We start from the raw sequence: 24,571 nt of genomic DNA on the forward strand, positions 1-24,571 counted from the left end.
CTAAAACCTACTTCTTCAAAGGCGGCCAGTACATCCGCGTGACCCGTGGTGATACGGGTGCAGGCACTGTCGATGCCGGCTACCCGGCGCCCATCACGAACTGGGGCTGGCCGCGCGGATTCGCTGGGGCCCCGGGCCCAACAGTGCGGCTCCACGCCAAGGTGCTCACCGCGCCGGACGTTGGTGTCGCCAGGGCCGTCCAGCGCATCCGCGAGCTATACGAGGCTGTGGGCATCAACGTCGTCCTCGCCAGTACGGAGAACCTCAACCTGCCCGAGCTAAACGACATCGAGGTGGGCCAATGCCGACGGGGCCAGACTACCGCCGAGCAGGACGACCTCTTCGCAAATCGGAACAACGCCGCCGCCGACGACATCTGCGCCTACTTCGTTCGCTCAACGATTCCAGTGCTCAACGGCTGCGCCGCCCACCCCGCCACCCGACCCGCGCTCGTGATGGCCCAAGGAGCAACACAATGGACTCTCGCGCACGAAGCCGGCCACGTGCTCGACCTCAACCACGTAGATGACAACGATCGGTTGATGACCGGCAACGGGACGGGGAACATCACCAACCCACCACCGGACATCATTGGCAGCGAAATCGCGACGATGTTGGCCAGCGAATTCTCACAGAATCTCTAGGAGGTCCCTGATGTCAGTATCTATGCAGGAAGTACGCAGGCTCCTCGACCCCGAGGAACCTAACTACGACGCCTCGGCCGCGCTCGGGCCGGAGGCTCTGCCCCATCTGGCGCAGCTCATCCGCGGCGATGACGTGATGCTGGCGTCCAAGGCCACCTACGCCGCCAGCCTCATCCAAGGCGGAGCTGGCGCGGTCGAGTCCGCGGCCGAGTCAGGCAACCCCATCATCAGGGTCGCAGCGGCGGCGGCCGCCCGGAACCTCCCTACGCAGGAATCCCAGCAGGTCCTTGCGAGGCTCTCAGACGACCAAGACGCCGGGATCCGGAAGGTTGCACGCAAGTCCGCGAATATTCGCGGACTTGCCTAATCTGCCGATCGCCCATGCCTGGGTGCACCTTGGATCCACTCACTCCGGACCGCTCGGGGGGTGTGGGCTTTGCAGCGCCACTCAAGCCTCGGTGCCACGGCGGACCGTGCGGCTCGAGCCTCGCAGCGGATTCCGAGCGGGATGCGGCGCCTCAGTGCGGCGACGTCCAGTCCAGCCGGACTTGCCCTTCTGGTGATCAGCAGGAACGGGATCTCGCCTTGCCCAAGGTGTTGACGGTTCCGAGAAAAACGCTCGTTGCAGGCGTACAGCACCGCGGTGGTTGAAATTTACCAGTCAATCCCCAGGCGGACGCCCGAGGCGTGGGGGAAGGTCTGGCGGCCGCGGCGAGGTTGGGGGGTCCGTGCTTTTATTTCGGCGTCCGATGGCTCACAAACGGGAGTAGAAGTGGCTGCGGAGAACTCACCTTCCGGGAAGAACCTGCCGTTTGGGCGGTCCAAAAGTGCCAGTCAATTGATACCCCCCCGGCGCGTCATGCAGATTTTGCTTGCAGCGACTGAAAGCTAGAGCGCGCATTCATGCATTCTTCATGAATAGATGTGCGCTGGCCACCGCCCGAGTAGTGACCTGAACGATGCGCTTTTCGGAGACAACCACTCCCCCGGGTAAGCCTTACCGGTGCATCGGCATCGTCCAGTCCAGGACCATGCTGCGGGTAGCCTGGACTTTCGCAGAACTCCAATCTGTCCAGAAACCGGACGTCAGGACGCACTTCGTAGTAATCGTCTGCCACTTAGGTACTTCTCGTTAACGAATGGTCGTGTTGTTTCTTTGAAGCCGACACTGAAGTATTCCTGAACCTCTCAAAGAATCTCTGACAATCAGCTCGGCGGGATCTCCGCGATGCGCAACAGCAGGGGCGCGATGACGTCATCTAGCTGGACTGACCGGAGCCAGTAGTGATTGGCCTTTACCTCTTCGCCGGCCAGATAGTTGGCCACCCCGAGGAAATTTAGCGCGTCGGAGTCCTCCGGCAAATTGCTCAGAACGAGCACAGCCGATTCCCGAACCAAGAGTTTCGGGGACAGCACATCCTTGTAAGCCTCCGCCGAGAGGGCTCCATGCTGCTTGGCCAAGTCAAGGAGTTCTCCGGCGCGAGCGCTCTCACCGATTAGTGCCTCCACCGCTGCCAGTCCTAACAAGGTCAGCAGGACGGTCTCATCAGACACATCGTCCGGACCGGCGTCAATGACCTTCTGCCATCGAGCTCGAAGTTTGTCTATATCTAAGCGTCCCGGGTGGTCAGCCATGAGATAGCCGAGGCTGTACAGGGCATCCGTGGAGCCAGCTTTAGCGGCGCGTTCAAACCATGTACGGGCGCCCGATCGGTCCGGCGGTTCCAGGTTCGTCAGCAGGATCCCAATGTTGTTCATCGCGTCGGCGGCTCCGGCGTTGGCGGCCTTCTCGTACCAGGCCCGGGCGCCGGCGCGGTCCGGGGGTTCCAGGTTCGTCAGCAGGATCCCAATGTTGTTCATCGCTTCGGTGTTTCCGGCGTTGGCGGCCTTCTCGTACCAGGCCCGGGCGCCGACAGGGTCCGGCGGTTCCAGGTTCGCCAGCAGGAACCCGAGGTTGTTCATCGCTTCGGTGTTTCCGGCGTTGGCGGCCTTCTCCCACCAGGCCCGGGCGCCGGCGCGGTCCGGGGGATCCATCTCCTCCAGCAGGAACCCGAGGTTATTCATCGCGTCGGTGTTCCCGGCGTTTGCGGCCTTCTCGTACCAGGCCCGGGCTCCGGCGCGGTCCGGCGGATCCAGGTCCGCCAGCAGAACCCCAATGTTGTACATTGCCACGGTGTTTCCGGCGTTGGCGGCCTTCTCCCACCAGGCCAGGGCTCCGACAGGGTCCGGCGGATCCATGCCCTGCAGCAGAACCCCGAGGCGGACCATCGCGTCGGTGTTCCCGGCGTTGGCGGCCTTCTCCCACCAGGCCCGGGCGCCGGCGCGGTCCGGCGGATCCAGGTCCGCCAGCAGAACCCCAAGGTTGACCATCGCGTCGGTGTTCCCGGCGTCACCGGCCTTCTCCCACCAGGCCAGGGCTCCGACAGGGTCCGGCGGATCCATGCCCGCCAGCAGAACCCCGAGTCGGACCATCGCGTCGGTGTTCCCGGCGTCACCGGCCTTCTCCCACCAGGCCCGGGCTCCGACAGGGTCGGGCGGATCCATGCCCGCCAGCAGAACCCCGAGGTTGACCATCGCGTCGGTGTCCCCGGCGTCACCGGCCTTCTCCCACCAGGCCCGGGCGCCGACAGGGTCGGGCGGATCCATGCCCGCCAGCAGAACCCCGAGGTTGACCATCGCGTCGGTGTTTCCGGCGTCACCGGCCTTCTCGTACCAGGCCCGGGCGCCGACAGGGTCCGGCGGTTCCAGGCCCGCCAGCAGAACCCCGAGGTTGACCATCGCGGCGGTGTTTCCGGCGTCACCGGCCTTCTCGTACCAGGCCCGGGCGCCGACAGGGTCCGGGGGTTCCAGGCCCTCCAGCAGAACCCCGAGGTTGTTCATCGCGTCGGTGTTCCCGACGTCACCGGCCTTCTCGTACCAGGCCCGGGCGCCGACAGGGTCCGGCGGTTCCAGGCCCGTCAGCAGGATCCCAAGGTTGTTCATCGCGGCGGTGTTTCCGGCGTTGGCGGCCTTCTCGTACCAGGCCCGGGCGCCGACAGGGTCCGGCGGTTCCAGGCCCTCCAGCAGGATCCCGAGGTTGTTCATCGCGGCGGTGTCTCCGGCGTTGGCAGCCTTCTCGTACCAGGCCCGGGCGCCGACAGGGTCCGGCGGTTCCAGGCCCTCCAGCAGGAGCCCGAGGTTGTTCATCGCGGCGGTGATTCCGGCGTTGGCGGCCTTCTCGTACCAGGCCCGGGCGCCGACAGGGTCCGGCGGTTCCAGGCCCTCCAGCAGGAGCCCAAGGTTGTTCATCGCGGCGGTGATTCCGGCGTTGGCGGCCTTCTCGTACCAGGCCCGGGCGCCGACAGGGTCCGGCGGTTCCAGGCCCGCCAGCAGGATCCCAAGATTGTTCATCGCGGCGGTGTTTCCGGCGTTGGCGGCCTTCTCGTACCAGGCCCGGGCGCCGACAGGGTCCGGGGGTTCCAGGTTCGCCAGCAGAAGCCCAAGATTGTTCATCGCGTCGGTGTTTCCGGCGTTGGCGGCCTTCTCGTACCAGGCCCGGGCGCCGACAGGGTCAGGGGGTTCCAGGTTCGCCAGCAGGCCCCCAATGTTGTTCATCGCGGCGGTGTTTCCGGCGTCGGCGGCCTTCTCGTACCAGGCCCGGGCGCCGACAGGGTCAGGGGGTTCCAGGTTCGCCAGCAGAAGCCCAATGTTGTTCATCGCGTCGGTGTTCCCGGCGTCGGCGGCCTTCTCCCACCAGGCCCGGGCGCCGACAGGGTCCGGGGGTTCCAGGTTCGCCAGCAGGACCCCAATGTTGTTCATCGCGGCGGTGTTTCCGGCGTCGGCGGCCTTCTCGTACCAGGTCCGGGCGCCGACAGGGTCCGGGGGTTCCAGGTTCGCCAGCAGGACCCCAATGTTGTTCATCGCGGCGGTGTCTCCGGCGTCGGCGGCCTTCTCGTACCAGGTCCGGGCGCCGACAGGATCCGGGGGTTCCAGGTTCGTCAGCAGAACCCCGAGGTTGACCATCGCGGCGATGTTCCCGGAGTCGGCGGCCAGTTTGAAGGCATAGATGGCGACATTGCTGTCGTTGCGCTCATAGGCCGCGAAGCCGATTGAGAACGCGTCGTAAGGATCGACCCTCTCCAGTGCCCTAGACCAGAATTCCTCCGGGATCGGGCGGGGTTCACCGCCCTGACCGTCGTCGGAGGCGACTAGGTACGAGAACGGGAGGTATCCGCTCGACCGATCCGGCAGCAGCATCGTCGCCAGCGCGGCCACCCGCCCCGCGCCCACTGGCGGAGTAGCTACCTCCGCGATCTTCTTCCGAATTTTTTTAGGGGAGATTATGATCCCAAACTTGGCTTCCAAAGTCTGAAGTGCCAAGGCGGACAGGTCCATTTCGGGCACCGGCCAGGGTATGCCGACGCGAACCCAGTCAACTGCAGTGAGGATGATCGCGTGAACTACAGGTGCCGTGTGGCGGGCGTCCAAGTACTGCTCCAGCAGGGCAGGTGCGCCTGCGAGCTGCTCGGCCAGCCCGAACACGGACAAGTCCTCGTCTGGGTAGAAGGCCCGGGCAGCGACTTGTTCTTCCAGATGGTCGCTGGTCGGACCTAGTTTTACTTGCGTGGCTTCTTCCAACACCCGTCGCGCGTCGCGGGTCAGTTCTCCAGTGTCCCTAACCAGACGCGTCCGTTCCTCGGTACGCAGGGTGGCGATGACCATGGTGGGTCCGTTACGCGCGAGCAGGGACGTGAGGAGGGCAGGCGTCAGCGGTTCCGGGACGCCGGTAAGGTACCTTTGGAGGTCGTCGAGCCACACGATGAGGGGATCGCTGCTGTTGGCGAGCCGGGGATGTCTGGCCAGGGAGGCCAAGGCCGGTGGCGTGGGGCCGAGCAGCGCAGCCTGCGGCCATCGCGCCAGCATAGCGTGGAATGCGGTCCGGGTTTTGCCAGCCTTGGACGGGCCGACGATCAGCACCATCCGGCCCGGTTCCAAGGCCGCCTCAACCCGGGCATCCACATTCTCGTGCGTTCGCGGCACGTACTGATCGTGTTGTCCGAAGCTATTCTTCCTGCCGTATCGGCTGGGAGTGGCACCCAGCTGGTAAGGGTCCAAATTCTCGATCAGTGGCAACTCGTTGTTGCCGGCAAGCGGCTCGGCCAGACCGACCAGCGGTTCAACGGGCTGCCCGCGGGGCAGGAGGGGCAGCCGGTCAGGATCGGTAACCCTCAAGGCCTCCCAGAATGCTGCCTGGTCGGGTTCCGGGAGCAGATCGATGGCGCCGACCGGTGTCAGAGCCAATGTTCCGGCGCCTTCCGGCCGGTTGTGGTGACGGACAACGCCCAGGATCCGGTTGTCGGCAGAGACGACCACGGCTCCGGACATACCAGCCCACGGGCTCTGTTCCAGATCCCCCCCGGGCAACGAGTCACGGATCCCCGGTCCGGTAGCTTTAAGCGATAGGAAGCCCGGTTTCATTCCTTTGCCTGGCACGGCCGTATAGCCGGATGCTGTCGGGATGAAACCGGCCACCTGTTCTCTCCGGCGGTGGCCGTTCTCGTCTTTCGTGAAGGCGGGGAACCCCACCGCGACGCAGCCTTGGATTGTGGCGACGGTTTCACGGTCCACCCGGGCAAAGCCCAGCCACTCCAGATCCTCAGCATCGGGGACGTCCAGCACCGCCAAATCCACCGCGGGGTCAGGGGAACGCAGCAGGATCATGGCCGGAAATTCGCGGGGTCCGATCAGCACGCTATGGCCGGTCCCTTGGGCCACGTGAGCAGCGGTCAGGACGTGGTGTCCTCCGACCTGTAAACCAGAGCCGACCCGGAGGACACCATCCTCCTCGTAGCGGATCATCACTACTCTGCCGGTATCCATGATCGTTGTTAGTTCCGGCTATTCGGGGCCGCCGGTCGCCTGCCGCGGCCTATCCGGAGTGTCTTCCGGCGGTGCGTCGGTACCGGAAATCAGGGCATCCACGACCTCGCCCCGAGGGTTGACCTGCACCGGCTGCAGGCTGATTTTCAGGGTCTGGGTAATCGCGGACTGGCGGGAGGCCTCCCCCCCCGCCTCGATCAGCCACCATCTGATGCCAGCCTTGCCCACGACGTTTTTGGTGAGCGCCGCCTGTACCGTCAGTTCCACCGGTCCCGGCCGGAAACGCAGACCCGTCTCAGGAGACTTCTCCATGGCTTCGTTCAGCTGTGACCGCAGCGCCTCAATCGCCTCCGCCAGATCCACACCCTCCGGCAATTCCTCGTTATCGGGCACCGTCGTCCACCGTTCCGTTGCCGCTTACAGGACAACATAGATCATCGTGTTCCCGTCTTGGCCCGCCGTCAAGTCTTCGGGCCCGTTCGGCATCTGGTTGAAGATACACCAGCAGTGGTGCCGGGGAGTCCACGGCACCACTGCCAGGGCCCGGCGGTCAATGCAGAATCGAATTTCAGTACGCCTCAACGCACTTGTATCCCATTGCGCGTTACTGGTGCGTTATGACCCTGCCCCGGGTCTATCTTTCTCGGGAAACGAGTTCAATCCAGCTGATCTCTGACACCCAATGTCTTGCTTCGCTTTGGGGCTGCAACCGATCAGTATTACTGACGGACTATGACCGCTGGGGCCCAGTCCGCTGGCGCTGTATCGCTTCAGGTACTTTACGGAAGGAGGCAAACAGCCCACTCTCTGTCCCAGGGTCCAAGCCGGGTGCCGGTTCCCGCAGTCAATTTGAACTACACCCCAACCTGACATTAGGAAGAAAGAAAACGAGCGTCAGAATAGGGTCCGGAAAGCAGTTCCTGCACGTGCTCACCGAACAGTCTTGGATTCAAGCCTGACAGCCAGCCCGCTGACGAGCTTTGCTGAGGAGGATGCGTGGGCAATTGCGAAACCAGCTTGTTGCTCAATTCTCCAGATCCCGTCTGGACAATTAATTCCGCTGCCCACAGCGGGGACAATCCTGATGGGTTATCCACCGCTACTGCTGCACAGATCTTTGGGCCCGCTTTCAGTTCGGCAACAGTTAGAGTCCTTTAGCCCCGTCGAAAACTGGCGGCACTTCAAAAGAGCCCGGCGGGGGGAGGATCGCATGGGAGAGCTTTGAGCTTGTTTGTTGCGTGGCCGCCGGCAACAGGTTTGCAGCCCTTGAACGGACCGTCTGCGGAGAATAGGACACTCATGTGGTGGTCGGCGTGATCACGCCACCACACGCTCATCCCGGTTGAGCCGTCGAGGCGGAGAAATTCCCAAGACCGCCATAATGCTTCCAGTCGACTGATGGCTTCTTCGTGTTTCCACCACGACGGACACCAAGTTCGATCTGTGCCGCTGAGGCTGCGCCTATAGGACGAGGAGAGATGCTCCTGCACGAAGGTCACCAGATCCTTGTAGAACAGCTCGGGTTCAGCTGCTTTTTCTGCTTCCGGTTCCCCACGTACCAGTGACCCGGAAGGTTGGTCGGATACTTCGGGCTCGTCGTCCCACTCGCCCAGATCACTCATCGGCTTCGCCTCTGTTTGAGGCCGCGGCGGTCACCCAGGGATTCACCGTTTCAGCTGTAGCGGTATCTGCCGTGGCTGGACGTTTGGAGGGGTCGTGGGCGGCGATGGAGGCGCGGATTTCGGCGTCGTGCTTGCCGCCCATCCAGGGCACGGTTTCGAGCAGAGCTGCGGGTGCGCCGGAGGCGAACATGATGGCGCGGCCGCGGGGGAATGATGCGAGGTCGGAGACGTCGAGGGTGCGTTCTTTGCGGTCGTTGTCGTAGTTGTACGAGACCCCTTGCCTGGACCTGCTCTTGGTCATGTTGGAGTAGCGATATTCCCCGACGAGCTGGGCTACTTCGTTCAGGAATTCGGCTTCGGCAACGCCGCCACCGTAGACCTTGATGTTGGAGGCGGACCAGAGTTTGCGGATGCCTTCCCGGCCCCAGACTTCCACGCCCTGTGACCAGGACTGAAGGATGGTCATCAGGACGATGCCCCGGGAGCCGTAGTGGCTGTAGAGGTTCGGGAGCTCTCGCCAGCGGCAGACGTTCGCTGCCTCATCGAGGACGCCGATCATCGGTGTTTCGAGGCGTCCGCCGCGTGATTGGACGGCGAGTTCTTCGGCCGCTTCCACGGTCGCCACGGTCAGGGCGGTGACCAGAGGGCCGGCGGTGCCTTTGCCCTCTTTGGAGAGGCTGTACAGCGTTCCCTTGGACCGGACGAATTTGGCCGGGTCGAACTGTGGCCGGTGATCAGCCGGGCCCTGCGGGGTGACCCACCGGGAAACCTGCCGGTTGGTCAGGCAGGACGCCATCTGGAGGGCTGTTCCGTAGATGCCGCCGCGCTGTTTGTCGTGGAGGTTGATCACGCCCTGGACGGCGTTGCCGGTCTGCACGAAGCCGTGGTCCATCAGAATCGGCACGGCCGCGTCCTCGGTCGGGTCGGTCAGCCAGGTGTGCACCTGTGTGATGGGAAGGTCAGCCAGGGCGGCCGCGAGCAGGAGACCGGCCAGCAGGTCCTGCCCGGCCGGGTCGAAGTACGCGTCCGTCTGGGCTCCCGGTCCGCGTGAGCCGGAGGCGAAGTGGTCAGCGAGGCGGGCGGCGCGGACTTCGTCGGTGACGTAGGACAGCGGGTTCCACCACCAGGTGGGTTCTTCCAAGGCGACGGCCTGCGGGTCAAAGACCCACACCCGGCCGTCAATAGCCCGGACGTCGCGGGTGCCGTCCACAATGTCGCGCTTGTTCGAGGTGACCAGGGCGGCGCCGGGCGCGGAGAGAATAGCGGGGATGGCGCGGGAGGTGGTCTTACCCGTTCTCGGGCCCCAGATGTCGATGTGCATGTCTTCCCAGGACCCGAAGACCATCTGCTTCCCAATCAGAGTCTTCCCGACAGGGATGCCCGGTGAACCAGTTACACCGAGGCTCTTGGCCTTTTCCGTCGCACCGCGCAGGGTCTGGGCTTTCAGGTCTTTGGGCGTCGCCATGTAGCGGGCAGCTGCGTCAACGCGGGAGCGCTTGGACGCACTCTTTAGGACCGCCCGGGTGATCAGAACAGCCACGGCCACCAGGATGACGCCGAAACCCACAAGAACCCAAGTGGCCGGGGCGGGCCATTTAACGGTGCCTTTGACCAGGCCCACCACGAGCTCTGCCGGGTTCTCTGGCAGCTGCTGGCCGTCTCCTGCCATCATGGAGCCAATATGAACCGCTCCGGTTGTTGCACCGGCTCCGACCATGACGACGGCGAGGATCACCCAGAGGGCGACGGTTTCGCCGCTGAGGCTTGAGGCTCGCTTGTTCGGTGCACCCATCAGGCGGCCGCCCCTTCTTTCTTTGGGACGAACCGGTGGCTGCGTTCGTCGGTGATGTGGTGCTTTTTCTCGATCTCAGTCAGGGTCATTTGAACGGGGATACCGACGCGGCCCGGAACCTTCAGCAGGATCTTTCCTGCCCCGGGAGGGGCGGCAGGGGTGCCGTCAGCGTTCAGCTTCGGCTTCCAGTCCGGTGGGGCATTGAATCCGGCTACGGTCTGGATTTCCTTGGCGTTGAGCGGCTGTACCGCGCTGAGCTCGTGCAGGTCATCCAGGGACAGGGCCATGAGTCCAAGGACGCCGCTGCGTTGGGCGAAGCCCTTGGCCGTGGCACGATCCTTCTCGTTGGGCAGGGACAGGAAGTCCTTGGGGCTGTGGGTGATTTTCAGTTCGCTTACACCCAGGCCGCGGTTGGTCCGGCCCACGCGGTCTACCCGGTCGATGATGCCCTCACAGGCACGCATCGGATACCAAAACTCGTCCTGCACGGCCAGGTAACTTCCCCAGTACACGTCCGGGTCATACCGGGACAGTTCCCAGTGCGCGTCGATGGCTGAGAAGCCGATGTTCCAGGTGGCGAGCATCGCGGCGGAGAGGAGCTTCGTGTTTGAGGCCGGGATCGAGGAGGTATCGAAGCAGAACCCGCCGGGGTTTCCCACGGGAATGCTCATGGATTCGCTGCCGCCAATCAGCGGCCCCATTTCGCCGTTGAGGACGGCCAGCACGGACAGGTGCAACGTCCGGTACTCAGTAAGGAACTGCTGCGCATCGTTGCAGGCCACTGCTGAGAGGACTTCCGGCGGCGGGTTCAGGAACGCCGCTTTCAGGTCGTGCAGGGAAGGCCTGCGGACCCGGTTGATGACCGAGCGAACCAGCAGGGCCAGTACCGCATCTTCACTGTCGGCCAGTGGCAGGCCGCGGTTGATCTGGACGACGAGGGCGACCATATCCACGGCCTTGCCGATGGCTTCCTGCCGCATTTCTTCACCCAGGACACCACCGATTCTTGCAGCGGCTTCCCCCAATGCCCCGAGGTGCAGGAGGTTGATCCTGTCTTTCCCGCGAGGGCCGACGCTGAACACCGTGCCGCCCATCTTTTCGATGGCTTCGCGGTATTCGTTTTTGAGCGGGTCAAAGACCATCGGGACGATGCCGCGCGCTGCCATGGAGTAGATGAAGCGTTGCCCGATCGAGGACTTGCCGTTCCCGTTCAGGCCAAAGAGCATCATTGAGGCCGAGGAAATCAGGCCGGCGTCGTACCAGGACTTCATATCCCCGGCCACGGCCGTTCCCACGTTCATATCCCGGCCCAAAGGTGTCCCGATGTTCGGTCGGGATGTGCCGGCCGAGAACGGGTAAATCCCGCACAGCTGGGTTGAGGAGGAGTACCACTGCGGCGGCGCGGGACGCTTGCCCCAGCGGCCGCCGCCAAACCCGGTAAAGCCTTTGGACGTTTTGATGTGCTTCGCTTCGCTCCCGCGCTTGCTCATTTGGTGCCACTTCCGATCCAAAGGGGGGTGATGCTGTACCGCCAGGGAAGAACGCCGAACGGGAGGGTGGTGTGGAACGCGGCCGAGCCGGCGTGCTCCACGAACCGGTACGGCATGATCAGCTGGTTCATCAGGGACTTCACCTGATTCAGTGCGTCCCGGTAGGACTTCTGATCCGGGGCGAACGTCACGGTGACCATCATCGAAAACAGCGACAGCCTGGCACCCTGCGCTAGCTCCTCTTCGGTCTTTTCGGCTACAGCCTTGGCCCCCAGGTCCCAGGACGTGGGCCGGCCTTTGCGGGTGCTGATCTTCCAATCAGCGGTTTTCACCAGCTTGTCCACGATCCTGGCCCCGCTACCAGGGTCCACGGGACGGTAGAACAGCGCCACCCGTTTGCGGAGGAACTTCGCGTTCGGCCCGAAGATCCGGTCAAAACTGCGCGAGGTGATGTGCGCGCCCGGAGGAACAGTCATCATCAGCGTCATCGACGCAACACCATCGTGGAACACTACGCGGCCCTGTGAATCATCGAAGAACCCCGGCCCGGCATGCTGCCAGTCCTTGATGGCCGAGCGGCCTTGGAGGGCATCCAAAGCCATTTCCTGATCGCGCATCGGCTGGTACGCCAGCTGCGCGACGTGGGCGAGTTCTTCTTCCACCAGTGGTTCGGGTGAACCGGCCCCGGCGTCACGGAGCATTTCGCTCTGGCCAGGAAGACGGGCGGCGACCTCAGCAACGGCTGAGGACACGTCCTTATCGGTTGCCCCGAGCGTTGCTGCATCCCAGACCATCGTGGCGTAAACGTTCAGCACGGCCGAGCGCGCCGGCAGGGTTCCCACCGCGTGGTCCAGGACTTCCTTGGCGAAGGCCGGGCCACCAGGGGCGACGTCATCACGGATGGCTGCGCATGTCCCGGCTGAGGATTCCGAGGCCGAATCGACCACCACCGTGGCCCCGGTCAGGCCTTCTTCCACGCTCAGGGAAGAGAGCCAGCTGCCGTATTTGGAGACCTGGGAGTTGACCATGGATTGTTCCTGCATCGAAGCCCCGTCCGGGGAGCAGCCGAAGACGGCTGCCAGCTGGTTCACTGCTTTGTGGTGCAGCAGTGAGTATTTCCGGCCCAGGCCATCGGTGCCCGAGATCGTGTCCACGTCCAGTAGGGCACCGGGCAGGCGCTCCGCGTCTTCCGGCGGGAGCGTGGACAGTGCCCCGGTGACGTAGAACGCCGAGCCGGAGGACTTCCGCGTGGCCAGGGACAGAGAATCGGTGATTTTTCCGATGATTGTCCGGCCACCGAATTTCACCATGCCCAGCAGCACGACCAAGGCCGTGACGAGCAGCACGACCAGGGCCACCAGGTACAGCTCCTTCATCATGAACAGCAACGAAAACACCAGGCCGGCAGCCGCGACGACCAGCGCGGGAAGGCTGAGGCCATAGAGACCAGGTGAAGCAGGCTGGAGCCAGTTACCGAATTTTTCCTGTGCAGAGTTATCGCTCATGAGCCCAACACGCCCTTTCCATCAGAGTCTTTAGCACCCTGAGCGACAGCGCCGCCCAAAGACTGAGAAGCAGCCTGAAGCCCCGAAGCACCGGCCGAGGCACCGCCGTCAGCAACCAACCCGCCCGAGGAAGGGGAGCCACCGCTGGGACCACCTGCGCCGCTCACCCCGGGCATCCTGGCCGGACCCGAACCGCCGGCAGAGCTGCCCGGTCCAGAGGAGGATCCACCACCTGAGCCGCCGGACGTGGAAACATGTGGTGACGTACCTTGGGCCGTTGAACTTCCGGGAGACGATGAACTGACCCGGCCCGCAGTTCCTGCAGCGGAAGCGCCAGCGGCGGCAGAGCCGCCCCCGGTCATCACAGCCGCTCCCCCGGCCACGGCGGCACCGACGACAGCAGCACCGGCAGCCATTGCCATACTCCCGCCAGCTGCAGAGCCCATCGCCGCTGTCGCAGGGCTAAGGAGCTTCATCAGCGCCGGAAGGGCAGCAACAGCCAGCACCAGCAGCAGCATGCCGTTGATGACGCCTCCAATCCCGTCATCACCCGACTTCAACTTCCACGCGAACGCGTAAATTATTGCCGCGACGGGCTTGTAGATCAGGAAAGCAATCAGCCACTTAGTGACAGTGGAGAAACTGCCCTCAGCACCGCGGATCATGGCCGCTGCAGCGGCGACCGGCCACACAGCGATCAGCAGCGGCAACACCGTGGCACGGACTATCATGATGACCCACTGCAACAACGTGGCGATCACCCCGAAAATCCCGGCCACAATCGACAACCCAGGACCGATCTGGCTAACCGCCCCGGCTGCCGGACCGAACTGTTCATAGCCGGCAACAGTCACGCCGGCCTCATCCAAGATGTATTTCGCGAAGGCATCCCCCGCAGGGATGGCTACCTGCATCACTGTCGTTCCGGCCGTGGTAACCATGAACACCTTGAACAGGGCCTTGGATGCCTTCACTGCCTGATCTCCACGGGTGTGGACCATAGTCCACACGCAGGCGACCATGATGCCAACCGTCGTCAGGAAGATGCTGATCACCTGCAACTGATCAGTCAGCCACTGCATGGAAGCACCGTCCAGACTGACCATCATCCCGGAATCCAGCCAGGACGTCAGGAACCCCTTCATGATCGAATCCCAAGCGCCCATCATGGCCTCGCCCAGGCTGGAAGCCCCCGAATCAACGGCAGAGTTCACCGCACCCTTAGTAGCATCCTGCACTCCGCCAACAACGTTCGCCGCGACGCAAGCTGGGCCGGAAAAGACAGTGCAATCAGCCATTCGAACCACTCCACTCCACAAAGCCACCCTTGACGGGTACCGGAGGCTGCCCGACGAACATTGATCCGTCGTCAATGACTTTCAGCTTCCAGTCCCCGTCAATCCAGCGGAAAGTCAGGGGTAGGCCCGTATAACCGCTGCTACTTGCGGGAGTTGCGATCACCAATGTGATCGCCGCTTCGTCGTTGCTGAAGCTGTCGACGACAAATCCCGCGAACGATGCCGGGCTAGTGGCCGCAGGTTCGTTCGGAGTCTTTTCCAGGAGTACCTCTTTGCCTTTCGAATCCAGGGTGTAGAGCTCCACCGTCTTTCTTGCATCAACGAGGTTGGCGGAGGCGTTCATGGACACGGCAGCCAAAGCTGCTCCGAGCGGAGAGCGGGCGAAGCAGACGCCGTAGCCGTCCTTTGTCTTGGTGGGACCGTAGGTGTCCGAGACCGGCCACGTCCACCCCTTGTCGGCTTCCCAGCGGAGGTCTTTAGGCATGGCCGGCTTGGAAGACGTGTCCCCCTCGGGCACGTCGCAATCACCTGTCGCTGTAGTGGTTTCTACCGCGATCGGGTTGGGCGGTGCTGTTCCTGCTGGCTTGACCAGGATCAGGAACAACAGAATCGCGACAAGGAAGGCCAACGCGACCGAGGACCAAAGCGCGACCTTCCCCCTCAACGTTTGGGGGTTCTGTACCTTGCTCATGGTCGCCTCCTTATCCGACGAACAGTGCGCCGAGGAGGCCGGCGGTACCCAGGCCGATAGCGCCCGTGAGCCACCAGCCTGCCTTGCCCATGAATTCTTCACCGCGGCCGCGCTGGTGAGCGAAGAACAGGCCGATGAACAGGATCATCAGGCCCAGAACGGCGAGGGAACCGCCGATGATCTTGGCCCACAACAGAACGGTGTCAAGGCCGTCCTGGACCGGGGCGGGGAGCGGCTTGGCTTCGGCCACAATCATGGTTGCTACGTCGCTGAGTTTGGTGAATACAGTCATTTCATTTCTCCTTTAGTGATTGAAAGCGCGGCGCGGACCTTTGCCAGGTCCTTTGCCGGTACATCAGTGAAATCGGCCAATGCCGAGCGCTTGATCAGCAACCCCGGCACCCACGGGGCGGGAACCAGGTGAACCGCGCCAGCCAAAACTTTGAGCTCGTTCTGGATCAGTCGCGGAGTGCGCCCCGGTACGGCAGGGACGGTCAGGACGGCGCTGAACGCGGCCCGTCCGTGGGCAGCAATGGCGGCCTTGGCCGCATCGATCCCATGGAGGCTTGCCCGGGCAACAAGCACGACAGGTGTCCCGTCCGCCGGAAGCTGGGGACCGTGGTCCGTACCGTCCAGGATCGAAGCCCAGGCCGTGGCCCCGGCACCGCCGTGCGCGGCCACGAAACCCACCGGCTGATCTTCAGCTGCAGGCGCATGGTCCTCTTCAGGGGCGGCGGCCCGGACGTCCCGTGCGATGCTTTGCGCGGCCGTCACCCAGGGGCTGACGTTCTCGGTCTTTTCGGTCACGTTCATAGCCCACGAGCCACCGCAGCTGCCGCCCGCAACCACGCCCTACGAGTAGCAGGCTGGAGGGCACCGAAACGGATCTGACCGGACTTCAACGCCTCATCAAAAGGCACCACAACCACGTCCCGGACATAGGGCCCGAACTTCTCTGCCGTCTCCTGCGAGAGCCGTGCCTCGCCTCTCTGCCGTTCCGAGACGATCACAACGGCGTTGGAAGCGAGGCCGGCAGAACGCTCGGCCTTCAGGTCAAGGCCCTGCAACGTCAAAAGTGCAGCCTCTACCCGGTCCTCTTCGTTGGTGGTGGGAACCACCAACTGGTCCGCGTGGTCGATCATCCGGTTCCACTCTGCGCTTCGGTGGTTGTTGCCCGAATCCATGAGGATCAGCCGGTAGTACTTGGAGACCACGCGATGCAGGACGTCAACCTCTTCAGCGGTTACTTCGTGCGTTCCATCCACATCCGCGTCAGAGCGCAAAACGTCGTACTTGTCCGTGCTCTGATGGTGCACGAACGCGTTGATGTCCGCCGACTGGGCTGTGGGCGAGAGCAGGGCATCAGCGGCGGCGATCACGTCCAATGCGCTCCTGGCATGGTCACCCTTCTCTGTACGCCACCCCAGAGTCCCTGTCGTTGGGTTGTTGTCCCACCCCACGACGCTGCCACCGTTGCGGCCGAAAACGGCAGCCAGGCCAGCCACGGTGGGGGTCTTGTTCGATCCGCCTTTCTGGTTCACCACGGCAATGGTGCGGGTGCCGGCGAAGTGTTTGGAGGCCAGCCGAACATCCTCGCGTTCGCTCAGTTCATCCTCTGACGGCGCGAGCGACATGCCCAGGCTGTTCAGCAGTCCCCGAATACCCTGAGTCGCCGGCTCCACGGCGCTGGGGGCAGCGAGGAAACTTCCCGCTTCCCTAATAGATCGGCGGGTAATCGTCTCGGCCGCTGCTGGTGCATCTGCCGGGGCTGGCTCCCTGACGACGGTCGTAGAGACCGCAGACCGTGCCACGGTGGTTCTGGCGGCCGACGTGGACGGGATGCGCTCAATGATCGCGCGGGCATCCTCCGGGACCGTTGTGGGCTGCTCTTCCTCGACTTCACCCGCCGGTGAGACCACCAGGTAGGAAACCCCTGTGTCGTCCATCGAGGTCACGCGGACGGGGCGGCCGAGGGTGGCTGCTTCTCCGATGACGCGCTTCATGAGCGCCTGCCGGAGGCCGGCGACATCGGGTGCTTCGTAGGGGTGTTCTTCCCCGTCGATTTTCAGGACTCCGGTGTTGTCGCCGTTGATGATGGCGCTGATCACCGGTTCCGGCTGGATCAGCGATTTTTCGATTGCCATGGGCCTACCTCTTTCTTTTCGGAGTGGTGATGCTGCTTAGGAATCTTTGGGAGCGATACGGGTAATCAGCCACGGTTCCTCCTGCCCTGACCTGTGCAGAGACAGCACCCACGGGCCGTTGTTCGTAGAGAACTCCGCCATGACTGACATCGGGTTCCCCTTCTCTCTGACCAGGGCGGGGTCAGAAAGAATCTTTGTGACCGGGATCCGGCCAGGGTCGATGTACTGCGCGGACTCCTGATAGTCAGCGTTCATGTGCGGCTGGAGCGCGTCGAACCACGCACGTGATGTCACGTCCGGGCGGGCAAATTTACCCATCAAGTCAACGGCAAGGGCCTTGACCTCCGCTTCCGTGGACGCATCCCAGGTCACCACAGGTACGTCGTGATCCTCGTCGTGCTCGTGAATCTCAATCGGGGCGCTGCTCGTCTCGGCAGGCTGAGGTGTGGTGTTCGATACCGGGGCCGCGCAACCGGTAAGGGCGACGACGGCGACGGCCAGGACAAGGCCGAAGTTCTTAGTGCTCATTAGAAGCTCACTCCCTGTGCTTTGAGGATCGGGGCCGGGTCTGTTGTCTGGTTGACCGGGACCATGGGGTTGGGCAATGCCCCCGGGAAGAACTCCATGTGCAGGTGGCGGCCGGTCACGTTGCCGGTGGCACCCTCGATGCCCAGCGGGGTTCCGGCGGCTACCACGTCGCCTTCCTTGACCTTCACGGACCCGGCTTCCATGTGGTAGTAACCGATGGTCAGCTTCCCGTCCGAAGTTTGGCCGGTCACACCCGTGCCAAACGTGCCGTCAAGGTTTCGGACCTTGACGATCTTCATATCCGTCACCGCCACGATGGTTCCCGCGCGGCCGGGAGTGGCGAAGTCGATCCCATAGTGGAAGTTCGCCAGGACTCCCCCAACCGTTCCGGCAGGTGCGGCGCGGGGGCCGTAGCCGCTGGTCATCATCGCGCCGGGCAGCGGGTTGACCCACTTGCCCGACAGCTCACCAATCACCGCTCCCCCGTTGCCGAGGCAGGCGCCGCTGGAATCAATCCGGGCGGCAGCCTCTCCGCCCAGGGACTTCACCACCTCAGCTGCAGGAGCACGGAACTGCGCGTAATGGTCCTCCACAGCGTTGCCTTGCACCCGGTGGATCGCGGTGCTGGGCTCCAGCTGCTCCCACCCGGAAACCCTTGTCAGTGCCTTGAAGAAGTTCGTGGCGCTGATGTAGGGGTCCATGCGGTCCGAGTAGGAGCCCCACGCGCCGTTGGCCCGCTGCTGGAAGAGCCCGCGGGAGTCCGGACCCGCAGCGTCGCCGAAGTCGATGACGTTCAGCGTGGACTCACCAATGGCGGCCTGCACACCAAGAATCTGTGCGGCCGCCGGCAGACCAAGATCCTGGGCAGCCTTCATGATCTCGGCCGCGTTCTCCAGCTGCTTCCCGGAGAAGGCACCAACCTTGGGGGGGACGCTGCCCACGGCAACGCTGCCACCTGTCACTCCACAGGACGCGGCGGCCTTCGCGCCGCCCGCCCCCAGGAACAGCACGACAATCAAGATGGGGGCCAAAAGAAAAGCCACTACAACCAGGCCTACGCTCCCAGCGCCGCCCTTCACGATGCGGACCGGACGGCAAAACGCCGCCGCACCCAGGAGTCAGCCATCCACAATGGCCCGACAGCCTCCACAGTCGGGGCCGCGTCCGGGCGGCGGCCACGTAACACCACACCCGGGCGGTCATCTGCGAATACATCGGCCGCCCGGTCAGAGGTCAGCAGCCCAGCGCCCTTCAGGTCTTTGAGGACACCCTGAAGGGCATCCTTCAGTCCTGTTCGGCGGTCCAGCTGCGCCTCATAAGTCACGCAGGCAGCGCGGCCCTCAACGAACTCGCGCTCATCCATCAATTCCAAAAGCTCGGCAAGGACCTGACACTGGCTCTCCTGGATCTCCAGGCCAGCCACCCAGGAACGGAAGAGCTCACGTTCGTGGCACGCACGTTCGCGCAACAGGGCATCCATCGGCCAGTGGGTGCCAAACGGCAACAAAATCTTCACACTCAGACCCCTCCCCCTTGGACATCTTTTCCACAGCTACCTGCCCCCACAGACAAAATCCATTTGATGGCACAACCCGCAACCCGCCATTCTCCACAAGTCCCGGCGAAGAAGCTTGTCAAATGAACCGTCTGTGTCGGCTATCACGCGCATGACCCTGCTTTAGAGGCAGTTATGTATGCGACAGTTAAGACGTTACCCTAAAACGACATTAAATGTAGTCTTGTATTGAGGAAGCCGGAATCAAACACAGGAAGTGACAAAATGAGTGGATGCCCCGATATATACGTCCCCCGAGCCCCCTCTCCGGGGACGTAGAAATGGCCATTGAGTCATTCGGGACGATGTTCTCCCGCGCCATCCTGCGACACCTGTCCACCAAAGGCCCTACAGGAGCAGCGGATCTGGCTCGTGAGCTGGGAACGGACCCCAACACAGCCAGGCGAACTCTTCAGTACTTGGAAGACGCCGGCCTTGTGGAAGCTGATGTCCCAGTGGGGCAACGGAGGGGACGCACCGTGACCTTCACTGTGCAGCCAGAACGCCTTGAGCACCTCCTGACTGCACTCAAGGACTATCTGCTAGGGCGTTAAATGTTCTTTCTGGGGCGACACGCCGAATCGGCATCCCACTTAAGGCAATCGGATTGCTATTGGCTAGTTCTCAGCACCCCGATTTTAGGAGGACCCATGGCACGGATGCATAAGGGCGACCGTCAGACCGTCACATCTAAGATTCCGCGGGCGGATGCCGAGAAGCTCAACAGGGTTGTTGAGATAACGGCTGAAAGCCGTTCTGAGCTCCTCGCACGGCTGTTGCATGACCACCTGAACACCATCGACCTTGATGCTTTGGCCGGCCAGGAGGCTTTGCCCATGGCGAAGGCCAGTTAAAAACTGAAGGCCCGCACTAGGCGGGCCTTCAAAACGTATGCGTTCAGATCCTTTTCTTGGCGGGATTCGATCTGAACTTTTTCCAACACCCACCCAGTGGGTGGATCTTGTCGTACCCATCCAGTGGAAAGGAACTGGTCTCATCGTACCTGAACCCGATTCGGAGTCAACGCACGCTCTACCGAGTGTCGGCCGTCAGGCCACGCCGGAACAGTCGTGGATCCTGGCACCGCTTATCGCCGGGCAGCCGTCCTACCGGCTGGGCCGCTGGATAGGTGACCGATTCCAGTACCCCCGGCCAAAGACCATACCCAGGATCACCAAGACACCGCCGCGCCGCCCTGCCGCCGTGACCGTCCACGGTGCCGACGGCACCGTGGCGACGATCTGCCTGGACCTTGACACCTCCAAAGCACTCAAGGCTGTCGTAGACGACGACGCAGCACGTCTGGGCAGGATCCTGAAAGAGTGCGGACTCCGGTGGGTGGAAGACTTCTCCCCCAGCGGCGGCCGTCACATCTATGTCCCCCTGGCCGAACGGCTGGACGGTGCTGCAGCACGTGAGCTTGTCGAAGCTTTAGCCCTTCAGGCTGCGTCTCTGGACCCTGGCCCCCACCAAAACATAACGGATGGATGCATTCGTGTTCCGGGGTCCCTTTACAAGTCCGGTGGCTACCAGGTGCTCATCACGCCCCTGTCGGCCGCTTACGACATCATGAGCCGCCGCAATCCGGCGGTCGCCGTGGATCGCCTGCGCGAAGCCCTCGCTCCGGAACTGTCCCGGCTCCGGGAATTAAGAGCGCGGATGGCAAAGCCAGCTGCAACGATCTCGGGCTCAGCTGCCCTTATGCCTGTGTCGGCAGGAGTTGAGGCTCCGCTGCGCAGGATCGCACGCACTGGGCTGTACGACACCGCACGGTATAAGAGCCCGTCAGAAGCCCGTATGGCCGTCCTGAACCACTTCTCCGCCTGCCGGTGGACCCTCGACCAGGTCCGCGCCGGCATCGCAGGGCAGTTCCCCGGACTGGCTGCCCTGTACGGCAGCGACGCGAAACAGGGCCGGCTACTGGAAACTGAATGGGCCAAAGCCGTCGCGTGGACTCAAAAAGACACTCCACCGTCGGCAGGGAGAAAGAATGCGTTTATTAACGACACAAGCCAGACTTTAACCACAGGGGGGGGCATTAATAAGCCCAGTAGGGCGGCCATCCACCAACTCGTGAACGACCTCGAGAACATCCTCTACGCGGTCCTCGACTACCGCATGATGAAACTCGGCAGGGAGTCCGTGGGACTCCGGTTCCTGTTCCGTTCACTCCTGGGCTACATGAGGGCCAAGGAAACGGATCTACTGGACGTTGGGTGCCGCACACTCGCCACAGCTCTAGGAAAACACCACGCCACCATTGCAAGACTGCTGCCCCGGCTGGTTCGGGTCTCCGACGGGATCATCACGAAGGTCGCGGATGCCCGGCGTCGCTCGGCCGACGTGTACCTCATTCAGCTGCCGGCCCACCTCCAGCAACTGACTCGTGAACTGAGCTGGCGCAAAGGCAAGATTCACGGGATCCGCAACGTCTTCCGCGCCCTCGGAGCACCCGCTGCCCTCGTGTACGAGGCAATCGAACGCGGCCGCCGCTCCCCCACCAACTCGGACATCATCAGGGCAACAGGCATCAGCCGCTCAGCAGTAGAAAATGCGCTGGCAGAAATGAGCGCGCTGAAGATGATCCACCGCGACGGCCGTCAATGGCACGTGACGGCCACAACCAATCTTGGCCAACTAGCCGTGCGCCTGGGCGTAATGGACGATGTACAAGCCCAAATCCGCCTCTACAGGCACCAGCGGGCCGCCTGGCATGCCTATTTGGATCGTTTCTTGGAGCAGGCCATCACCGAAACAGCCCTCTATGACACAGAACGCGACGAACACTGGCTCCCCCCGGACGAAGACGCCGCGAGGTATGTCTGGGAAGTAGCTTGAGTCACCCGAGTTCCGCCTGCGCACGCCGACTCAACGTATGTGCTGGCTTTACTGCGTTCGCTGGATCTACTTGTTTCGCAAGTGAAAAAAGTAAAGAAGGTGAACCCGTAAATACCATATTTGCCAGTTTGCCTTGATTCGCTGTGTTCGATGTATTGGCTTGGTTGGCCGTATCGACTGGTTTCACAAGTGAAAAAAGAGAAGACACGGAATCCAGCTTCACAAGCAAAGACGGGGTTGCTGGGTACGCTGGAATCACTTTGGAAGGGAAGATGATGAAACTCGATCTGGACCGCGGCGCCCTTAGCCGTGTTATCGCGGTAATCAACGGAAAAGGCGGAGTCTTCAAGACCAGCCTGGTGGCCAACGTCGGCGGACTCCTCGCAGAGGGTGGATCGCGTGTGCTCCTCGTGGACCTTGATCCTCAGGGCAACCTTGCTGAGGACCTTGGCTATGCCGACCAGGGTGACGGGGGTCGGAGCCTGGCGGCTTCGCTGTGCTTCGGGGGCGAGCCTGACCTGATGCTGGGCGTTCGTCCCAACTTGGACGTGATTGCCGGAGGTCCTCACCTCGACGATGCCGCCGCGTTCCTCGGAGCCAAGGCACAGAAGGACCGCGACGCTGCACAGCTGGCGCTGGCCAAACTGCTTGCCAGTGTCGCGGGGGAGTATGACCTGGTCCTGCTCGACTGTCCTCCAGGAAATGAGCCGCTGCAGGCGGCAGCGGTCGCAGCCGCCCGGTACGCCGTAGTGCCGCTGAAGACAGATATGTCTAGCCGAAAGGGTGTCGCCGCGGTCGCGGCGCGTATGGATAGCGTCGTCGGACTCAACCCGTCGCTGGATCTTTTGGGCGTCGTACTGGTCGGCACCGGTACGAATTCCAAACAGGTCCACAAGGTCACCCGCGACCACCTCACAGCCGATTTCGGGACAGACGAAGTGCTGTTTCCGATGACCATTCGCCACGCAGAGGCAACCGCTCAGGCGTGCCGTGAACGTGGACTGCTGGCCCACGAGCTCGAACGAGAGCTCAATAAAGGGCCAAAGTGGTGGGAGGTTCTGCGTGGGGAAGCGAAAGCCGGAAATGCGGGGCCAAAATCGGCCTCCAGCGTAGCCGAAGACCTCCACGCGGTAGCGATGGAAGTGACACGACGCATCGCCGTCGCGGAATCTCAGGAGGTCAACGCGTGAGCGCTGAACCAACACCCGGCCGGCCCCCGCTCGGCCTGCCCCCGAGACGCACCGCCGCACCCGCCATAGAGGCGCCCCTGGCACGGATGCTCCCCGGACACCGGCCCGAGACGCCGAAGAAGGCAGAACCAAAGGACACCGAAACAGCGAACATGACCGTTAGCATTCCCGCCGCGCTCCGCAACCGGGCGCGAGCCGCCTACCGGGCGACCAGCTACGCCGAAGGGGATAACACTTGGAGCCACTTCGTGGCGAAGGCCATCGAAGCGGAAACCGCCCGACGCGAAACCGAACACAACCAGGGGGAGATGTACCCGTCCTGGGGCGAGAACCTGCCTGGTGGCCGGCGGCTCAAAGACAGCTGAAGTAGCCGAATACTCGAGCAGGCGTCTCTCCAAGGCGCGGCGGCTCCGCAAGGGGTATCGACATTCGCATTCGAATGGGGTCCGCGGCCATGACGGCCACCCGCTGAACGAGATCGCCGACCTGGCACGCCGAAACCGGGAAAAGGGCATCGATGATGTCATTGGGCATCGCATGGTTGCCGGGGTCCGGGAGGACGCGAAGATCATCTGCGCGACCATCTAAGCACTTCGGGCATCAGTGGACCACTGCCTCTCCCGTCTGAGTGCCATCGGTGGCAGAATCCGAGGGACAACCAAACAGGGGGATAGTCATGTCAGTGCAGACATACAAGCTCGGTTCCGGATACGGCAGTATCACCGACAACGGTGACGGCACCGCGTCGTACAAGCATTTCACCCGGATGTTCAGGGTCAGGATCGCTGACGTCGTCGGGTTCTCGGTAATCAGGGCCGGGGAAGTTGGGCTGCAACTGAAGATCCTGGGTCACGGAACCGAGCTGGCGGCCGTCCTGGTCAAACGCGGTGCCTACGAGACGATCGAGGCCTGGTTCCGTGCCCACCCGGACTTCGGCGGAAATGCGGCTCTGGCTCCTGTCCCGGCATCCCCGCAGCTGGACGGCCGGCTGGTCGCCGACGAGCTGGTAAAGCTCGTTGGGCTCCGTGACGCCGGCGTTCTGACCGATGACGAGTTCGCTGCGCAGAAGGCCCGTCTCCTCGGCTGACCGCCGGCACCCGAGGTGGCCCCAAACCGAAGGGAAGCAGTGCGGTCGGCCGCCGGTAGGAGGGGGCCTCGGCCTACGCTTCCAAGTGGAACTGGACCCTGCATCTCATGAACCGGATGTTCTGGGCCACTGACAGGGCCCGGCGGATCTTATTGTCGTCATCCTGGGCAATGATCAGACCCTAAACGATTTGGCCGGGTTCAGGCATGAGGTGGAATTCCGGGGTAGTGCAGACGAGTATGGACACCGAAATGTCAGAACTGCCCTGCACGGAAATGCATTCTGCTCAATAGTCCTCTGCACCAAACGGTCTTTTTTCAGAAGTCGC

General features: G+C 63.0%; 22 protein-coding genes. 8 read left to right on the forward strand and 14 right to left on the reverse strand.

Going from position 1 to position 24,571, the window contains the following annotated elements; genetic code table 11:
* The coding region (locus J2X42_RS22065; RefSeq protein ID WP_310168130.1) for a hemopexin repeat-containing protein at positions 1 to 644 on the forward strand (644 nt) is incomplete at its 5' end.
* 10 nt (positions 645 to 654) lie between these two features.
* Positions 655 to 1,011 (forward strand): hypothetical protein, encoded by a 357-nt coding sequence (locus tag J2X42_RS22070; RefSeq protein ID WP_310168131.1) that lies wholly within the window; start codon positions 655 to 657, stop codon positions 1,009 to 1,011.
* Between the two features lie 839 nt (positions 1,012 to 1,850).
* Here J2X42_RS22070 and J2X42_RS22075 read toward each other — a convergent pair.
* The 14 genes from J2X42_RS22075 to J2X42_RS22140 form a co-directional block, all read right to left on the reverse strand.
* The gene (locus J2X42_RS22075; protein ID WP_310168132.1) at positions 1,851 to 6,503 is read right to left on the reverse strand and encodes a bifunctional trypsin-like peptidase domain-containing/SEL1-like repeat protein; all 4,653 of its coding nucleotides are present in this window, start codon (positions 6,501 to 6,503) and stop codon (positions 1,851 to 1,853) included.
* Positions 6,504 to 6,521: 18 nt separating this feature from the next.
* Entirely contained in the window at positions 6,522 to 6,896 is a 375-nt protein-coding gene (locus J2X42_RS22080) for a trypco2 family protein (protein ID WP_310168133.1), read from the reverse strand.
* A gap of 788 nt (positions 6,897 to 7,684) precedes the next feature.
* On the reverse strand, positions 7,685 to 8,125 hold the full coding sequence (locus J2X42_RS22085) for a DUF4913 domain-containing protein (RefSeq protein WP_310168135.1): 441 nt from the start codon (positions 8,123 to 8,125) through the stop codon (positions 7,685 to 7,687).
* Complete coding sequence (locus tag J2X42_RS22090; protein WP_310168136.1) at positions 8,118 to 9,917, reverse strand: TraM recognition domain-containing protein; 1,800 nt, start codon at positions 9,915 to 9,917, stop codon at positions 8,118 to 8,120. Before J2X42_RS22090 ends, J2X42_RS22085 begins: the two co-directional genes overlap by 8 nt.
* The gene (locus tag J2X42_RS22095) at positions 9,917 to 11,407 is read right to left on the reverse strand and encodes an ATP-binding protein (protein WP_310168140.1); all 1,491 of its coding nucleotides are present in this window, start codon (positions 11,405 to 11,407) and stop codon (positions 9,917 to 9,919) included. Before J2X42_RS22095 ends, J2X42_RS22090 begins: the two co-directional genes overlap by 1 nt.
* A complete protein-coding gene (locus J2X42_RS22100) occupies positions 11,404 to 12,912 on the reverse strand; it encodes an SCO6880 family protein (RefSeq protein ID WP_310168141.1) in 1,509 nt (502 codons plus the stop codon). Before J2X42_RS22100 ends, J2X42_RS22095 begins: the two co-directional genes overlap by 4 nt.
* Positions 12,909 to 14,126 (reverse strand): hypothetical protein, encoded by a 1,218-nt coding sequence (locus tag J2X42_RS22105; RefSeq protein ID WP_310168142.1) that lies wholly within the window; start codon positions 14,124 to 14,126, stop codon positions 12,909 to 12,911. The genes J2X42_RS22100 and J2X42_RS22105 overlap by 4 nt, the downstream gene beginning before the upstream one ends.
* A gap of 76 nt (positions 14,127 to 14,202) precedes the next feature.
* Positions 14,203 to 14,901, reverse strand: coding sequence for a hypothetical protein (locus J2X42_RS22110; protein WP_310168143.1), 699 nt, complete (start codon positions 14,899 to 14,901; stop codon positions 14,203 to 14,205).
* A 10-nt stretch (positions 14,902 to 14,911) separates the two neighbouring features.
* Positions 14,912 to 15,193 (reverse strand): hypothetical protein, encoded by a 282-nt coding sequence (locus tag J2X42_RS22115; protein ID WP_310168144.1) that lies wholly within the window; start codon positions 15,191 to 15,193, stop codon positions 14,912 to 14,914.
* Positions 15,190 to 15,708 carry a hypothetical protein gene (locus tag J2X42_RS22120; protein ID WP_310168145.1) on the reverse strand — a complete coding sequence of 173 codons (519 nt, stop codon included), beginning with the start codon at positions 15,706 to 15,708 and terminating at the stop codon, positions 15,190 to 15,192. Before J2X42_RS22120 ends, J2X42_RS22115 begins: the two co-directional genes overlap by 4 nt.
* Before the next feature lie 2 nt (positions 15,709 to 15,710).
* On the reverse strand, positions 15,711 to 17,045 hold the full coding sequence (locus J2X42_RS22125) for an AAA family ATPase (protein ID WP_310168146.1): 1,335 nt from the start codon (positions 17,043 to 17,045) through the stop codon (positions 15,711 to 15,713).
* 36 nt (positions 17,046 to 17,081) lie between these two features.
* Positions 17,082 to 17,573, reverse strand: a complete 492-nt coding sequence (locus J2X42_RS22130; protein ID WP_310168147.1) for a hypothetical protein — start codon at positions 17,571 to 17,573, stop codon at positions 17,082 to 17,084.
* The gene (locus J2X42_RS22135) at positions 17,573 to 18,616 is read right to left on the reverse strand and encodes a M23 family metallopeptidase (protein ID WP_310168148.1); all 1,044 of its coding nucleotides are present in this window, start codon (positions 18,614 to 18,616) and stop codon (positions 17,573 to 17,575) included. Before J2X42_RS22135 ends, J2X42_RS22130 begins: the two co-directional genes overlap by 1 nt.
* A 32-nt stretch (positions 18,617 to 18,648) precedes the next feature.
* Positions 18,649 to 19,089: a hypothetical protein gene (locus J2X42_RS22140; RefSeq protein ID WP_310168149.1), complete on the reverse strand. Its 441-nt coding sequence runs from the start codon at positions 19,087 to 19,089 to the stop codon at positions 18,649 to 18,651.
* Between the two features lie 344 nt (positions 19,090 to 19,433).
* Here J2X42_RS22140 and J2X42_RS22145 point away from each other — a divergent pair, with 344 nt between their 5' ends.
* The 6 genes from J2X42_RS22145 (at position 19,434) to J2X42_RS22170 (ending at position 24,243) form a co-directional block, all read left to right on the forward strand.
* Positions 19,434 to 19,682, forward strand: coding sequence for a helix-turn-helix domain-containing protein (locus tag J2X42_RS22145; RefSeq protein WP_310168203.1), 249 nt, complete (start codon positions 19,434 to 19,436; stop codon positions 19,680 to 19,682).
* Positions 19,683 to 19,778: 96 nt separating this feature from the next.
* Positions 19,779 to 19,982, forward strand: coding sequence for a hypothetical protein (locus tag J2X42_RS22150; RefSeq protein WP_310168150.1), 204 nt, complete (start codon positions 19,779 to 19,781; stop codon positions 19,980 to 19,982).
* Between the two features lie 484 nt (positions 19,983 to 20,466).
* Positions 20,467 to 21,966 (forward strand): hypothetical protein, encoded by a 1,500-nt coding sequence (locus J2X42_RS22155; RefSeq protein ID WP_310168151.1) that lies wholly within the window; start codon positions 20,467 to 20,469, stop codon positions 21,964 to 21,966.
* Between the two features lie 272 nt (positions 21,967 to 22,238).
* Positions 22,239 to 23,156 carry a ParA family protein gene (locus J2X42_RS22160; RefSeq protein ID WP_310168152.1) on the forward strand — a complete coding sequence of 306 codons (918 nt, stop codon included), beginning with the start codon at positions 22,239 to 22,241 and terminating at the stop codon, positions 23,154 to 23,156.
* Complete coding sequence (locus J2X42_RS22165) at positions 23,153 to 23,521, forward strand: ParB family protein (protein ID WP_310168153.1); 369 nt, start codon at positions 23,153 to 23,155, stop codon at positions 23,519 to 23,521. The genes J2X42_RS22160 and J2X42_RS22165 overlap by 4 nt, the downstream gene beginning before the upstream one ends.
* Positions 23,522 to 23,832: 311 nt before the next feature.
* On the forward strand, positions 23,833 to 24,243 hold the full coding sequence (locus J2X42_RS22170) for an SHOCT domain-containing protein (protein ID WP_310168154.1): 411 nt from the start codon (positions 23,833 to 23,835) through the stop codon (positions 24,241 to 24,243).
* Positions 24,244 to 24,571: the final 328 nt, after the last annotated feature.

Origin of the sequence: Arthrobacter sp. BE255 (assembly GCF_031457335.1) — a bacterium.
GTDB lineage: Bacteria > Actinomycetota > Actinomycetes > Actinomycetales > Micrococcaceae > Arthrobacter.